The organism is Streptomyces sp. NPDC031474 (genome assembly GCF_055581185.1).
The window spans coordinates 248077-261520 of sequence record NZ_JBVIJX010000016.1 but is presented as its reverse complement, the minus strand read 5'-3'; the positions used below and the strand labels follow the sequence as shown (position 1 = coordinate 261520).

Here is a 13444-nt window from a genome sequence, read left to right as displayed (position 1 = left end):
GTAGGTACGGCCCCGGTAACCGCCGTTTCCGTTCGGAGGACCCCCCATGCCCTCTCCCGAGGATGCCCTGCAAGAGGCCCGCACCGCCTACGAGGAGCACGTGCGCACGTGCCGTCAGTGCCACTTCGACATGTCGCCGTGCGCCGTCTCCAAGCACCTGCTGCGCATCTACAACAACGCCAGAAGAGCCCAGGCGCGCCCGAACTCCACGGCGCGCTGAGGAAACCGACGGCTCAGCCCCGCCGCGGGGGCACCGTCACCGTCAGGTTCCTGATCTCGTAGCCGCCGATCTCGTCCTTGAACGAGACCCGCGGTGAGCCGGTCATCCGCAGACCGTCGAGCGCGAAGAGCCTGCTGAGCAGGACGTCCGCCTCCAGTACGGCGACCCCGGCGCCCGGACAGCGGTGGGCGCCGTCCCCGAAGGCCAGCCCGGCCGCCCCCGGGCCCAGCTCCAGCTCCCGGCCCGGGCGCAGCAGGCACGGGGCGCGGCCCACGACGTCCGGATCGGCGTTGGCCTCGTCGACGAAGACGGTGATCAGCTCCCCGGCGCCGACGGACGCCCCGCCGACCCGCATCGGAGCCGTGGTGCGGCGCGACAGACGGCCCACGACGGGCTCCAGCCGCAGGATCTCCCGGAGCAGTTCCAGCCGCTGCGGCTCCTCGGCCGCACGGTAGCGCTCCAGCAGGCGCGGGTCGTCGAACAGGTGCCAGGCGGCGACGCAGATGAACTCACGGGTGGTGACCATGCCCGCCGCGGCGTAGGTCAGGCACTCGCCGAGGATCTCCGCGCCCGAGCACCCCTCGGCGAGCAGATGCGCGATCAGGTCGTCCCGCTCCCGCTCCCGGCCCCGGTGCGCGCGGATCGCCGGGCGGACGTCGGCCAGGTGGATGCGCAGCCAGTTCGCGTTCTGACGCAGCAGCCAGCGCAGGCCGTGCAGGCTGGTCAGCCCGGGCCGGCCGAACTCCTCGGGGAAGAAGCGCTCCAGCCGCGACTTCAGGCCCGGCCGGCTGTGTGTGAGCCCGAGGATGTCGCTCACCACCTCGATCGCCATGGTGAAGCTCAGGTCGGACAACTGTGCCGTGCCCGCGGCCCGCACCACCGCCACCTGCTCCTCGGCGACCCGGGTCATCAGCTCGCGGTAGTGCGTGTCCACGTGCCGCGGTGTGAAGAACCGGGCGGTCTGCCGCCGCTGTTCACGGTGCCCGGGGCCGTCCTGGTAGAGCACGGGCCGCCGGATCCGGGACGGCAGTTTCTCCACCGTCTCGATCCCGAGACCGGCCTGGACGGTCTCTGTGGCACGCAGGACCTCACGGGCGGCGGCGTATCCCCGGACCTCCCAGCTCCCGTCCGCGCCGCGGCGCACCGGACAGCCCGGCCGGCCGCCCCCTCGCTCGACCTTGCGCACGCTGTCCCGCGCGTCCCCCATCGGACCGCCCTCCCGGTTCGCCGCCCCGAAGGCCAGTGTCACCGGGACGAGCGGCCCCGCGATGCCTCTTTACCGGCCACACCCCGGCACGGAGGCGGCCCGCTCAAGCGGGCCGGACGGCACCACGCAGCGCACCCTCTCCGAACGGGAGGATCGCCTCCTCGCGGATGTACGCACCCGGACCCGGGGCGTGGACCATCGTGGCGCCGTCCGTGCACAGGCCGACGTGGCTGAGGTCGTCGTGGAAGAACACCAGGTCGCCGGGGCGGAGCTCGTCCAGGCCGACCCGGGTGAAGGCCTTCGCCTGATCGATGGCGGACCGCGGCAGACTCACCCCGGCGGCCAGCCAGGCGGCCTGGGTGAGGCTGGAGCAGTCGTACGACTCCGGTCCTGTGGCGCCCGGGAGGCAGGGCCGCCCGATCTGCGCACGCGCGAAGGCGAGGGCCTTGTCCGCCTTGCCCAGATAGGCCGTGCCGGTCGCGCTGAAGGTCGTGCCGACGGGGGCCGCGGTGGGAGCGGGCATCGGGGCCGGAGCAGGCATCGGCGCCGGCGCGGGTGCGGGCGCCACGAGAACCGGCCCCGCGGGGGTGCCCATCGCCGCCCCCATGACGTCCGTCACGGGGAGGGCCATGCCCGGCATCGGGGCGGCGACGCCGACCCCGGGAGCCGGGTATCCGGACACGGCGGCGGCGCCCACGAGTTCGGGTTCCCACAGGCCCGCCGTAGCCGCGGTCAGGGCCGCCTCGGGCACGGGGATGCCGGCAGGCGGCGTCGCGAAGCCGACCTGGGGCATCGCGGCGCTCGCCGGGGGTGCGGCGAAGAAGGCGTCCTGCGGGGGGAAGCCGAACGAGCCGGTTTCCGGTCCGGCTTGGGGCATCGGGAATCCGGTGGCCGACGCGGTGGCGTCGGCCGCGGGATACGGGAAGCTGAACGGAGGCTGCGCCGCATCGGGTTGGGAGGACGGGAAGCCGACCCCGGCCTGCGCGGCAGCGACGACCGGGATGCCGGCGGCCGGGGTGGTGAGACCGGCGTCGGGCATCGGGAAGGCGAACGAGCCGGTTCCCGGCCCGGCTTGGGCCATCGCGGCGTCGGGCATGGAAAAGCCGAACGAGCCCGTCGCGAGGAGGGCCTGGGGCATCGGGGTGCCGCGGTCCGGTGTGGCGGCGGCGTCCGGCATGGGGAAGCTGAAGTCGGGCGCCGGCCCGGGCTGGGGCATCGGGGCACCGAAGTCCGGTGCGGCGGCGGCAGCTTCCGGCATGGGGAAGCTGAACCCGGGTGCCGCTGAGGCCTGGGGCATCGGGGTGCCGGCCGCGGGCGTGGTCGCGGCGGTGTCCGGCATGGGGAAGGCGAACGGGCCGGTGTCGGAGCCGTTCTGCGGAGCCGGGGCACCCGACGCCGGGCCGGCGTCCATGGCATCGAAGTCGGGAAGGATGAACGTGCCCGTCGTGGGATCGACTTCGGGCATCGGGAAGCTGAACGCGGGCTTGGCGACGCCGAATTCGGACGTCGGGAACGCGGACGCGCGCTCACCGCCGCCGAGTGCGGAGCCCGCGCCCGGCGTCATGATCTTGAACTCGGGCAGCTGGTCGCCGCCGCCTCCGCCGAGCTCTGTCGCCGCGTCAGGGCCAGGCGCCGCCGGGGCGGCAGACGGTCTCAACGGCTGACGCATCGGTTGCGTCATCGACGGCGCGGGCGACGGCTGGGACACGAACGCCAGGGCCTTGGGCTCCGCCCGGCGCGCCTCGGGCGCCTGCTCGGCCGCCGGGGGCAGCGCGGCGACGGCTCGCGCGGTCAGCTCCGGTACCCGGCGCTCGGGCGCTTCCAGTTCGAGCCGCGCACGCGAGGCACTGCCCTCGAAGGCCCTCTCCAGTTCCTTCGGCACCCGGGGAGCGGACGGGGTGAGGGGACGGGCCGGCATCCGGTCGCTGGGCAGGACTGCCGGGACCGTGGGACCAATGCTGTTGCGCGCCCCGTCGAACCACTTGCGGGTCACTGCCTCCAACGACGGGTCGGCCCCTCCGCGCCCCCGGGTCAGAGAGATGCCGGACCGGCGGCCGCCGCTCGACTGAGCGCGTGTCACGTTGTGTTTCCCGGTGTCGTTCTCGGCCCGGTCGTACAGCGCGTTGACCGCCTGCTGGATCTCCGCTCGGCTGGGCTCGTCGGCCTCCGTCGCCATGGAAGACGTACTCCTTCCGTGCTCCGCGGGCGGAACCGGCCCGCGGATCCGGACGCTCCCCGAGTCGAGGGCGTCCCAAGCTCTGTGCCCTGTCGGGCTGTTGGGCCGCTTGACCTGGCGGTCGTGCCAGAGTCGTTCATGCGGTCTGGGCGTCAACTTAGCCAACTTGTGTGACTGGTGTGAAGATTGAAACGCTAAATGTCCGATACGTATTCGTGACCTTCGTCTCTCTTCGCCCGTGGACCGCCGAACGGCTGTGCGAGACGGTCAGGAGCGGGGGCCGTGCGCGTCGGTCTCGGAGTGTCTGGCGCGCCCCGCCTCGTCCTGGATCAGCAGTGAGAGCAGGGCCGCCACGCTCAGACCTGCCTCGGCGGGATGGCGCAGCACCTTGTCGGGCTCGATCCGGTAGGTGTTGCCGCGCCCTTCCCTCGTGTGGGACAGATAGCCGTCCTGCTCCAGGTCGGCGATGATCTTCTGCACGGCCCGCTCCGTCAGCCGGCAGTGCGCGGCGATGTCCCGGATGCGGGCGCTGTGATTGTCCGCGATGGCGGCCAGCACGCGGGCGTGGTTGGTCAGAAACGTCCATCCGTTGTGCGACTCGGGCACTCCCTCCATGGGCCAATCCTACGGCTGATCGTTCACGAATACAAAGGCCGGAACTTTATTTCATGTATCTGTTGACGTATGACGGGCAGGGGGGTGAGGCTTGACGTGACATGTGGAGTGACCGGGGGAGGCGGTCATGCAGGAATCTGCCGGTGAAGCGAACGCCAAAGGCGGGGACGCCCGTATCGGGGCGAGGACGAGCGGTACGGAATCCGTGCGGCCTGCTTCCGGGCCCGAGATCGGTGCCCGGCCCGACGGCGACCGTGTCGTCGTGGTGGTGCGGGGCGAACTCGACCTCGACTCGGCCGAGCGGCTGGAGCACGCCCTGCGCGCCGCTCTCGGCGCCTCGGTCGGCGGTGTCGACCTGGATCTCGGCGGGGTCGCGTTCTGCGACTGCTCCGCCCTGAACGTCCTGCTCGGCCTGCGCGACCAGGGCCTGAAGCAGGGGAAGACGGTCGCCCTGCGCTCGGTCGGCCCGGCGGTCGAACGGCTGCTGACCCTGACCGGCACCCGGACACTGTTCGACGCTCCCTGCTCCGACGACGGAGGCGACGGCGACGGCGACTCGGATGACGGTGGCGAGGGGCGCCGTGCCGGCGCGTCCGCCACCACCGCGGACGACAGCGCCCTGCGGGACCTGCGTATCGAGGTCGTGCAACTGCGACGCGCCATGCAGACCCGCCCGGTGATCGACATGGCCCGCGGCATCCTCATGGCGTCCTTCGGCCTGAGTGTCGAGGAGGCCTGGCGGGTCCTGGTCCTGGCGTCCCAGAACACCAACACCAAGCTGCACCACCTCGCCCACGACCTGGTCCTTGCCGTACGGGGAGATCCGCCCGCCGACGCCGTGCAGGAACAGGTGGCCGCGGCGGTGGCCAAGGTCAGGGCGGAGGCCGCGCCCCTGCTCGGCGACGGGAGCGATCGCCTGGGCGACTGATTCCCCGACGACCCCGTGCGAAGGAACGAGGGCGTGGGCGGAGCCCCCGTTCCGCTTCCGGGGGCTCCGTCGGGTAGAACTGGCCGACATGCGCGTTGACCACGATCCCGCGGCCCTTGGCGCCGGAGCCTTCTACCGGCTGCTCACCGCCCTCGTCGTGCCCCGGCCGATCGCCTGGGCGTCGACCCTGGCCGCGGACGGCACGACCGCCAACCTCGCCCCGCACTCCTTCTTCACCGTCGCCTGCACCGACCCGCCGATCGTCCAGTTCACCTCCGTCGGCCGCAAGGACTCGCTGCGCAATGTGCAGGCCACCGGAGAGTTCGTCGTCAACTTCGCGTCCGAGCCGCTCTTCGAGCAGATCAACGCGAGCGCCGTCGACTTCCCCGCACACGAAAGCGAGTTCGACGCGGTGGGCATCGAGCGGGAACCCTCGCTGCGGGTGGCGCCGCCGCGGGTGGCCGCCTCGCCCGTGGCGCTCGAGTGCCGACTGCACTCCACCCTCGGCATCGGCAACTCCACGCTGGTCCTCGGCGAGGTCGTGCACGCAGCCGTACGGGAGGACGTCATCGTCGACGGCCACCCCGACATCCGGCGTCTGCGGCCGCTGGCCCGGCTGGGCGGCGACGAGTGGGGCACGGTCGGCGAGATCCACGACCTGGCCCGCATCGCCTACCGCGACTGGCCGCCGACGTGACCGCGTCAAACGTATCCTCGACCCATGACGACTCGCCGCCTGACCGTTCGCCCATGACGACGCGTGACGGCGCCGACGCCTCCTGGCGTTCGCTGTGGTCGAAGAACTCGGCGCTGTCGATCGGCTCCGTCGACTCGTTCCTCTCCATCGGCTCCGTGGGCAGCGCACTGTCCATCGCCTCGGTCGGCAGCTTCCTGTCCGTGGGGTCCGTCGGCTCGGCCGCCTCCTTCGCCTCCGTGGGCTCCTGGCTCAGCGCGGGCTCGGCCCTGTCCGCCCGGTCCACCGGCTCGGTCCTGGCCCGCGGCCCCCGGGGCGCGGCCGCCGCGGTGGCGACCGTCGCCGGACTGGCGGTGCTGTACACCCTGACGTCGGGCCGCGGGCGGGCTGCGGCAGGCCGGTCCCACCGCCCGGGAGGCCGCTGACCGCCGGCCCGCTCAGCCGGTCGGGAGCAGGTCGTTCCGTGTGCCGCGCCACTCGCGCGGGGAGAGCCCGTAGGCGGCGCGGAAGGCCCGGCTGAAGTGGGCAGGGCTGGCGAAGCCCCAGCGCTGGGCCACTGCCGAGACGGTGGGAACCGAGGCGTCGCGTCGGGCCAGTTCCCGCGCGCACCGCTCCAGGCGACGCTGCTGGATGAGGCGGGCAACGGTGACGCCCTCGCCTTCGAAGAGCCGGTGCAGATAGCGCACGGAGATGTGGTGCGCTGCCGCGACGGCCTGCGGGGAGAGGTCCGGGTCGCCGAGATGGCGGTCGATGTGGTCGCGCACGCGCAGCACCAGGTGTTCGGCGGAGTGCGCCTGGGGCGCCGTGACCCGCCGGGTCCGCGCGTCGACCAACGTGGCGAACAGGTCCACGAAACTCGTGGCCAGCCTGGGGGCGACGGCCGGCGCGCACGGCGGGAGCGACGCGGTGAGGGCGGTCACGAAGGTCACCAGCAGGGCTCCGACGCTGTCCGTCCCGGCGATCGCGGTCCCGGTCACCCGGCGCAACTCCTCCTCCGGCAGGCCCACCGCCCGGCGGGGCATGTGCACGACGTGGGTGGAGAAACGTCGCGGATAGTCCAGGGAGTGCGGCCGTGCCGTGTCGTAGACCACGAGGTCGCCCTCGCCCACGAAGGTTCGGCGGCCGTCCTGGACCAGCGTCGCCGTGCCCGCCGTCTGGACGGCGACCGCCACCTGATCCCCCGCCGGGGCCGCTGCCGCCCCGGCGAGGTGGGCGGGCGTGCGGCTCATGCGCTGTGCGTCGGCGTGGATCGTGGAGATGCGCAGGTGCCCCAGCCGCCCGGTGACGATCCGGCCCTCGAACGGGCCGTCGCCTTGCACCGTGACGGCCATCGGCAGCAGCGCGTTGCCCAACGCGTCCTGCCAGAAGGCGCGTTTCTCCCCGTCGGGCACCGAAGCAGTCGACAGCACCAGGGCCACCTGGTTCTCCTCTCCACCTGTGCGAAACCGGCGGAGAGGGATCGCCACTGCGGCCCGTTCTCCCCGCCGCCATCAGCCAAGCAGCGGCCCACGGCGGGCTCCAGGCAGGAAGCAGGCAGAAACACGCACGGCGTCGGCACGGCCGTCCGCTGTGCGCTGAGGGAACAGCGCGGTGCACTGTCGGACAAGACGCGCAAGAGCCCCCGCGACCAGAATGGGGGCGCGGCGAGGGACCTCGCCCGTCGGTGGCGCGAGCCCGCCCCCGTCCCCGTGGTGCGGCGACCCGGGAACGGGCGGGCGGGGTCAGGGCGTGTCGAGACGGGCGAGGAGGTCACGGGCCTCCGCGACCGGTCGCGGGTCGGCGTGGAGACCGAGGCCGACACAGCGCGCGAAGGCCGCGCGTGCCTGCGCCGGACGTCCGGCGGACAGCAACGCCTTGCCGAGGTGGACGAGCTGGCGGCTCTCCAGGGCGGTGTTGCCGCCGGTCCGGCAGATCGCGACGGCGGTGTCCAGGTGGTCCACCGCCTCCGCCCAGCGCTTCAGCGTGCCGAAGTTTTTGCCCAGGCCCGCGTGCAACCCGATCCGGGTGAAGTCGGCGATGTGCGGTTCCAGCCGGTCCCTGACCTCTTCCAGGAAGGCGAGCGTCTCCCGGTAGAACGCGAGCGCCTCCTCGGGGCGGCCCAGTTCCTCCAGTACGCCGGCATGACCGGACCGGGCCTGGAGACCGCCGTGCAGGTCCCCGACGCTCTCGAACAGACGGGCGGCGTGGCGAAAGTGGTCGGCGGCGGGCCCGAGGTCGCCGAGCTGGTCCAGCGCCCAGCCTTGGTACACGTGGGCCCAGGCCTGCTGACCGGCATCGTCGGCCCGTTCGGCGATGGCGAGGGCCTCGGCGGAGCGCAGCAGGCTGTCCCGGTGGCGGCGCTCGCACACCAGGAGCGCCCAGGCGTGGTAGTTCAGCTGGGTCGCCTCCACGACCGGATCGCCCAGTGCCTGCGCGCAGCGGGCGGCCATGCCGAAGACCTCGGGCCAGTGCCCCCAGAAGATCCACTGGTCGGAGAACCAGTGCAGGGCCTCGGCGACCTCCACCACCGTGGCGTGCTCACCGGCGGCCTCGGCCGCGTGCAGAGCGGCCAGCCAGTTGGCCGCCTCCGCCTGCAGCCAGGCGCGGGCCCGGCCCGCGGTCGACAGGTCCACCGTTGCCTGCCAGGTGTCCGGCGGAGCCCCGTGGTCCGGCTCGAACCAACGGCCCGCGACGACCGCCGTCTCCAGTGCCCAGTGGAAGAACGCGGCACGGGCCCGGTCCACGTCCCGCGGGTCCTCCTCGGCCGCCAGCCGGGTACGGGCGTACAGCCGCAGCAGGTCGTGCAGCCGGTAGCGCTCCCCGTCCGTCCCCAGCAGCCCGGTCTCGACCAGTTCCTCCAGAGTGTCCTCGGCGTCGAACAGCGGCTGTCCGGTGAGCCGGGCGGCGCCGGGAGCCGCCGTGTCCAGGCCGGGGACCAGGGCGAGCCGCCGGAACAGGCGAGCCGCCGAGGGCGTCAGCTGACGGTAGGACAGGTCGAAGGCGGCAGCCACGCGTACGTCCCCGGCGGCCAGCGCCTCCAGGCGGCGTTCCTCGACGGCGAGGCGGTCCGCGAGCTGGCGCACGGTCCAACCGGTGCGGGTCGCAAGCCAGTTGCCGGCCACCCGCAGGGCGAGCGGCAGATGACCGCAGCGCTCGGCGACATCGGCGAGGGCGCCCGGATCGGCGGCGGCACGCTCGGAGCCCACGAGAGAGGCCAGGAACTCGCCGGCCTCCGCGGGGCTCAGTTCCCCGAGCGCCATCCGGTGCACGCTGTCCAGCCCGCTCAGCGAGCGACGGCTCGTCACCACCACCATGCCCGCGCCCGCGGCCGGCAGCAGCGGGCGTACCTGGCCCTCGTCACTGGCGTTGTCGAGGACCAGCAGACTCCGCCGTTCCGCGAACAGCCGCCGGTACAGCGCGGGATGACCGCCCGGCCCGGCCTGGGCGAGATCCCGGTCGGACACCTGAAGGGCCTTCAGCACGCTGAGCACGAGTTCGGCCGGAGGGGGCGGATCGTCGTCCGTGCCGCGCAGGTCCAGCACCAACTGCCCGTCGGGAAACCGGTCGGCGAGGCCGCGCGCCGCGTGCAACGCCAGCGTCGTCTTGCCCGTGCCCGGCGGCCCGGACACCGCCACCACCACCGGCTGGACGGCGTCCCCCCGCTCGGCGAGCGCCGTCAACCGGGTCAACTCCTGTTCCCGGCCGACGAAGTCGTCGATCCCGCGCGGGAACGCCCGCACCCCCACCGGGCTGTAGCCCCCGGTGCGCCCCGTCCGCGCCGCTGTGAGCAGCCGCTCCCGCAGCGTCTCGTCCAGGCCCAGACCGTCCGCGAGCGCGGCGACCGTCCGCCGCTGCGGAGCCGCCCGCCGCCCCCGCTCCAGATCCCCGATGCCCCGCACACTCACGCCCGACGCCTCGGCCAGACCCTCGATGGTGAGCGACGCGGACAACCGCAACTCCCGTAGCAGCGCGCCGAACGCCGCCTGCTCCCCGCTCAATCCCGCCCCTTCACGTCGGCATGCTCCCGCTGTCGCCCCCGGGCATGATCATCGGAATTCTAGAAGAGCCGGACGCCGCGGGCCCGAGCCGACCGCGATGCGGACGGTGTCGTCCGCGCTCGCCCGGACGGCGTCATGAAGGGCGTCGGACGGCGTTGTCAGTGGTCGCCGGTAAGTTCGTTGGTGTCGCGCCGATCGGGTGCGACAACCCCCCTGTGCTGCGTCGATTTCGGCGTGCGGAGCCTTGTGCTGCAAAGGAGACGGTGCGTTGTCGGACTGGGAGAACGCTAGTACGGCCCGGGTGGTGCCGCCCGCGCGACCGCGAAAGCTGGCCAAGGTCCCCTTCGTCGAACTGGCCGACGGACGCCTGCAGGGCGTGGTCTCCAGCGGCTCGGACATCGAGCGGGTGTACGTCTCGTCGGTCGCCGCCGGCACCTACGCCTTCGCCTGCAGTACCAACAACAACCGCCCCTGCGGCGGCGCGCGCGGCTCGTTCTGCAACCACATCCGCGCCCTGATCACCGAGGCCGTCCTGCAGTACGGCGCCGACCGCGTCGGCCGCTACCTGCGCGTCGAGCCCGCGGGCGCCGAGGCGGACGCCGCCTCCCTCACCGCCGCGATGACCGGTGCCCACCCGCCGCAGGCGGACGGCAAGGCCGCAGCCGCACCCGTCTTCAGCCGGTTCCTGCGCCATCTCGCCTACCTCGAACTGGCCCCGGTCACCGCCCCGTTGCCGGAGCTGCACTGGTTCCCGCCGACGCGGGCCGCGGCCTCCTCGGGGGCGCCCCCGCGCGAGCCCGGTGCCGGCCCCGACGAGCGCATCGGCCGGCTCACCGACCCCGTCGAGGGGCTGGACGAGGCACTGGCGGCGGTCGACGCCTTCGACCGGACCCTCGCCGCCGGCCTGCTGCGCCTGCGGCCCGACCGGGTGGGCGACCTCACCGGACTCGCCCACGCCGTCGCCGGCACCCCGCTGGCCGCCCGAGTCGCCGAGGCCGCCGAGAAGGCCGCGGCCGGAGCCGCCGGCGAGGACGACTTCGTGGCGCTGGCCGCCGCCCGCACCGCCCTCTTCGGCGCCGTGCACGACGCGCTCACCGCAGGCGTCGACGAGATCACGGGCCGCACACGCAAGGAGCGCGCACCGGCGTCCCCTGCCGAGCACCCGACGGTGAACCTGCAGGCCGCCGCCCGCACCTGGCTGTCGGACCTCGCGCGCACCGGCTGGCAGGGCATCGACCACGACCTGGTCGGCGGAGCCGCACCGATCGTCTCCGCGCTGCTGCCGCACCCCGAACTGCGCCGCCTGGCCACCCTGCTCGACGGCTTCGCCGCCGAACTCGCCGCCTCCTGCCCCGGCGCCGTCCTGGAACGGATCCCGGCCCGCCGTTGGGGCGACCTGTGGGCCCGTGCCCTGCTGCTGACCCGGCCCGGCGCGGCCGAGCCGACCGGCGTCGGCACCGCCACCGGCCGGCTGCTGCCGCTCGGCGTCGACCTGCACGAACACGCCACCGCCGCACAGGCCCAGGTCCACGCGGTGTTCGAACCCGCCGACGGCACCGCACCCCGCCTGGTCCGCGCCGGCGTCTCGGTGCCGAAGCCGGACACGGTCGTCGAGGCCGGCGTCTGGCAGCTGCTGCGGCCCCATCTGTCACTGCTCGCGGCCGTCGGCGAAGGCCGGGCGATGGAACTCGACGCCATGCCCCTCACCGACGAGGGCGACCTGATCTGGGACGACGCCCGAGCACGCGGGGGAGACCCCGCCGACGCCCTGACCACCGCACGCGTCCTCCTGCCGGCCGCCAACGCCCTGCCCACCGCGCCCCTGGACCGCCACCCCGTGCGCCTCGCCGAGCCGGTGTTCCTGGAGGGCTACACCAGCGAGCAGGACGGCGACACCCTCACCTTCACCGTCGCCGGACACGCCCTCCCCGTCGACACCGACCGCATCCCCACCGCGAGTCCGCTCACCCCCGAGGCCGTCGCCGCCTCCGGCGCGTGCATCGGCCTGCTCCGCTGGGACGGCGGCGGGTTCCGTCTCCAGCCACTCGCCGTCGAGACCACCGTGCGCAAGAAGCCCGTCGCCCTGCACGCGGGCGCGTGGGCCGGCGGCACCACCGACAAGGTCGGCGTCCGCGCCGAGAAGGCCGCCACGGACGCCGTCACCGTCCTGCGGGAACGGGCGGGGAGGCTGCTGCGGAAATGAGCGACCACATGCGACAGACAGACCCCTCCGGGCCGGTCCCCGACGACAACCGCCGACAGGTCCTCTACTGGCGGCTGCTGGCACGCCTCTTCGACCCCGAGGAGCAGGCCGGCCTGGAATCGGCGAGCCTCGCCGTCGTCCAGGACATCGGCCTGCCGCCCGCACTGCTGGACCCGCAGACCTCCGTCGACTCCATCGTGCAACGCCACCCCGAACTTGCGGCGGAGTTCGACCGGTTGATGGTTCCCGAGACCGAGGCCGAGACCGAGACGGAGACGGAGACCGAGACGGAGACCGAGGCCGAGGCCGACGGGGACGCCCGTGATCGTGCGGCCGAGGTGCGACGCGCCGCCCTCGTGTCCAAGGTGCTGCTGAACGTCTTCGCCACCGGCTCCGGTCCCGTCAGCGCCGGGCAGCTGTCCCGCTGGCAGGGCGACGCCGGCTGGCTGGAGCGCGCCCTCGGCTGCCCGCCCGGTGGGCTGCGCGGCGGACGAGGCACGACGCCCGACGGAGGCGACCTCGCCCCCGGGATCGGTGCGGAACTCGGCGCCATCGAAGCGGACCTCGTCCAGCGCATGCACCTGCGCGAAGTGCTCGCCGACCCCGAGCTCGCCGCGCGGCTCACCCCGAGCATGTCCCTCATCGAGCAGCTGCTGCGCGACAAGGACAACCTCTCCGGCGTCGCCCTGACCAACGCCAAGTCCCTGATCCGCCGGTTCGTCGACGAGGTCGCCGAAGTGCTGCGCACCCAGGTGGAGAAGTCCACGGTCGGCGCGGTCGACCGCTCGGTCCCGCCCAAGCGCGTGTTCCGCAACCTCGACCTCGACCGGACCATCTGGAAGAACCTCACCAACTACAGCCCCGAAGAGGAACGCCTCTACGTCGACCGCCTCTACTACCGCCACACCGCCCGCAAGACGACTCCGCAGCGGCTCATCGTGGTCGTGGACCAGTCGGGCTCGATGGTCGACTCCATGGTCAACTGCACCATCCTGGCGTCGATCTTCGCCGGACTGCCCAAGGTCGACGTGCACCTGATCGCGTACGACACACGGGCGCTCGACCTCACTCCCTGGGTGAACGAGCCGTTCGAGGTGCTGCTGCGCACCAAGCTGGGCGGGGGCAACGACGGTTCCGTCGCCATGGCCATGGCCCGGCCGAAAATCGCCGAACCCAAGAACACCGTGCTGGTGTGGATCTCGGACTTCTACGAGTTCGACCGCTCCCAGCCGTTGTTCGAAGGCATCGAGGAAGTCCACCGCTCCGGCGTGAAGTTCATCCCGGTCGGCTCGGTGACCAGCTCCGGCCGCCAGGAGGTCAACCCCTGGTTCCGGGAGCGGTTCAAGGCCCTCGGCACCCCGGTGATCTCCGGCCACATCAACAAGCTCGTCCACGAACTCAAGACGTTCCTCGCCTAGGACTCC

Annotated in this window: 11 protein-coding genes and 1 pseudogene; 7 read left to right on the top strand and 5 right to left on the bottom strand. The window is 73.2% G+C overall.

Annotated features, from left to right (window positions below):
* Positions 1-46 precede the first annotated feature (46 nt).
* Complete coding sequence (locus ACZ5SK_RS32690; RefSeq protein ID WP_319339921.1) at positions 47-220, top strand: hypothetical protein; 174 nt, start codon at positions 47-49, stop codon at positions 218-220.
* A 13-nt stretch (positions 221-233) separates the two neighbouring features.
* On the opposite strand, the gene ACZ5SK_RS32685 is transcribed toward ACZ5SK_RS32690, so the two are convergent.
* The 3 genes from ACZ5SK_RS32685 to ACZ5SK_RS32675 all read right to left on the bottom strand — a co-directional run bounded on the left by ACZ5SK_RS32685 (position 234) and on the right by ACZ5SK_RS32675 (position 4218).
* Positions 234-1427, bottom strand: coding sequence for a cytochrome P450 (locus ACZ5SK_RS32685; RefSeq protein WP_468576777.1), 1194 nt, complete (start codon positions 1425-1427; stop codon positions 234-236).
* Positions 1428-1530: 103 nt separating this feature from the next.
* The gene (locus ACZ5SK_RS32680) at positions 1531-3603 is read right to left on the bottom strand and encodes a C40 family peptidase (RefSeq protein WP_334574454.1); all 2073 of its coding nucleotides are present in this window, start codon (positions 3601-3603) and stop codon (positions 1531-1533) included.
* Positions 3604-3870: 267 nt separating this feature from the next.
* The gene (locus ACZ5SK_RS32675) at positions 3871-4218 is read right to left on the bottom strand and encodes a helix-turn-helix transcriptional regulator (protein WP_334574453.1); all 348 of its coding nucleotides are present in this window, start codon (positions 4216-4218) and stop codon (positions 3871-3873) included.
* A 127-nt stretch (positions 4219-4345) separates the two neighbouring features.
* Here ACZ5SK_RS32675 and ACZ5SK_RS32670 point away from each other — a divergent pair, with 127 nt between their 5' ends.
* From ACZ5SK_RS32670 to ACZ5SK_RS32660, 3 genes are all read left to right on the top strand, one after another.
* Entirely contained in the window at positions 4346-5146 is an 801-nt protein-coding gene (locus ACZ5SK_RS32670) for an anti-sigma factor antagonist (RefSeq protein WP_334574452.1), read from the top strand.
* An 88-nt stretch (positions 5147-5234) separates the two neighbouring features.
* Positions 5235-5843, top strand: coding sequence for a flavin reductase family protein (locus ACZ5SK_RS32665; protein WP_361703941.1), 609 nt, complete (start codon positions 5235-5237; stop codon positions 5841-5843).
* A gap of 53 nt (positions 5844-5896) precedes the next feature.
* On the top strand, positions 5897-6265 hold the full coding sequence (locus tag ACZ5SK_RS32660) for a hypothetical protein (RefSeq protein ID WP_334574448.1): 369 nt from the start codon (positions 5897-5899) through the stop codon (positions 6263-6265).
* Between the two features lie 12 nt (positions 6266-6277).
* Here ACZ5SK_RS32660 and ACZ5SK_RS32655 read toward each other — a convergent pair whose 3' ends face one another.
* Both ACZ5SK_RS32655 and ACZ5SK_RS32650 read right to left on the bottom strand, forming a co-directional pair.
* Positions 6278-7258 (bottom strand): AraC-like ligand-binding domain-containing protein, encoded by a 981-nt coding sequence (locus tag ACZ5SK_RS32655; protein ID WP_334574446.1) that lies wholly within the window; start codon positions 7256-7258, stop codon positions 6278-6280.
* 303 nt (positions 7259-7561) lie between these two features.
* A complete protein-coding gene (locus ACZ5SK_RS32650) occupies positions 7562-9817 on the bottom strand; it encodes an ATP-binding protein (protein WP_468417160.1) in 2256 nt (751 codons plus the stop codon).
* A 268-nt stretch (positions 9818-10085) separates the two neighbouring features.
* Here ACZ5SK_RS32650 and ACZ5SK_RS32645 point away from each other — a divergent pair.
* The 3 genes and pseudogenes from ACZ5SK_RS32645 to ACZ5SK_RS32635 all read left to right on the top strand — a co-directional run.
* Positions 10086-10589: pseudogene (locus tag ACZ5SK_RS32645) on the top strand (hypothetical protein); the annotation flags it as partial.
* A 48-nt stretch (positions 10590-10637) separates the two neighbouring features.
* Positions 10638-12020: a hypothetical protein gene (locus ACZ5SK_RS32640; protein ID WP_468576781.1), complete on the top strand. Its 1383-nt coding sequence runs from the start codon at positions 10638-10640 to the stop codon at positions 12018-12020.
* Between the two features lie 8 nt (positions 12021-12028).
* Entirely contained in the window at positions 12029-13438 is a 1410-nt protein-coding gene (locus tag ACZ5SK_RS32635) for a VWA domain-containing protein (protein WP_468576776.1), read from the top strand.
* The last annotated feature ends 6 nt before the right edge of the window (positions 13439-13444 follow it).

Bases quoted from the DNA above. Each gene is read 5' to 3' on its own strand.
- ACZ5SK_RS32690 (WP_319339921.1), top strand. From the start codon at position 47: ATGCCCTCTCCCGAGGATGCCCTGCAAGAGGCCCGCACCGCCTACGAG.
- ACZ5SK_RS32675 (WP_334574453.1), bottom strand. From the start codon at position 4,218: ATGGAGGGAGTGCCCGAGTCGCACAACGGATGGACGTTTCTGACCAAC.
- ACZ5SK_RS32635 (WP_468576776.1), top strand. From the start codon at position 12,029: ATGCGACAGACAGACCCCTCCGGGCCGGTCCCCGACGACAACCGCCGA.
- ACZ5SK_RS32680 (WP_334574454.1), bottom strand. From the start codon at position 3,603: ATGGCGACGGAGGCCGACGAGCCCAGCCGAGCGGAGATCCAGCAGGCG.
- ACZ5SK_RS32685 (WP_468576777.1), bottom strand. From the start codon at position 1,427: ATGGGGGACGCGCGGGACAGCGTGCGCAAGGTCGAGCGAGGGGGCGGC.
- ACZ5SK_RS32665 (WP_361703941.1), top strand. From the start codon at position 5,235: ATGCGCGTTGACCACGATCCCGCGGCCCTTGGCGCCGGAGCCTTCTAC.
- ACZ5SK_RS32670 (WP_334574452.1), top strand. From the start codon at position 4,346: ATGCAGGAATCTGCCGGTGAAGCGAACGCCAAAGGCGGGGACGCCCGT.
- ACZ5SK_RS32660 (WP_334574448.1), top strand. From the start codon at position 5,897: ATGACGACGCGTGACGGCGCCGACGCCTCCTGGCGTTCGCTGTGGTCG.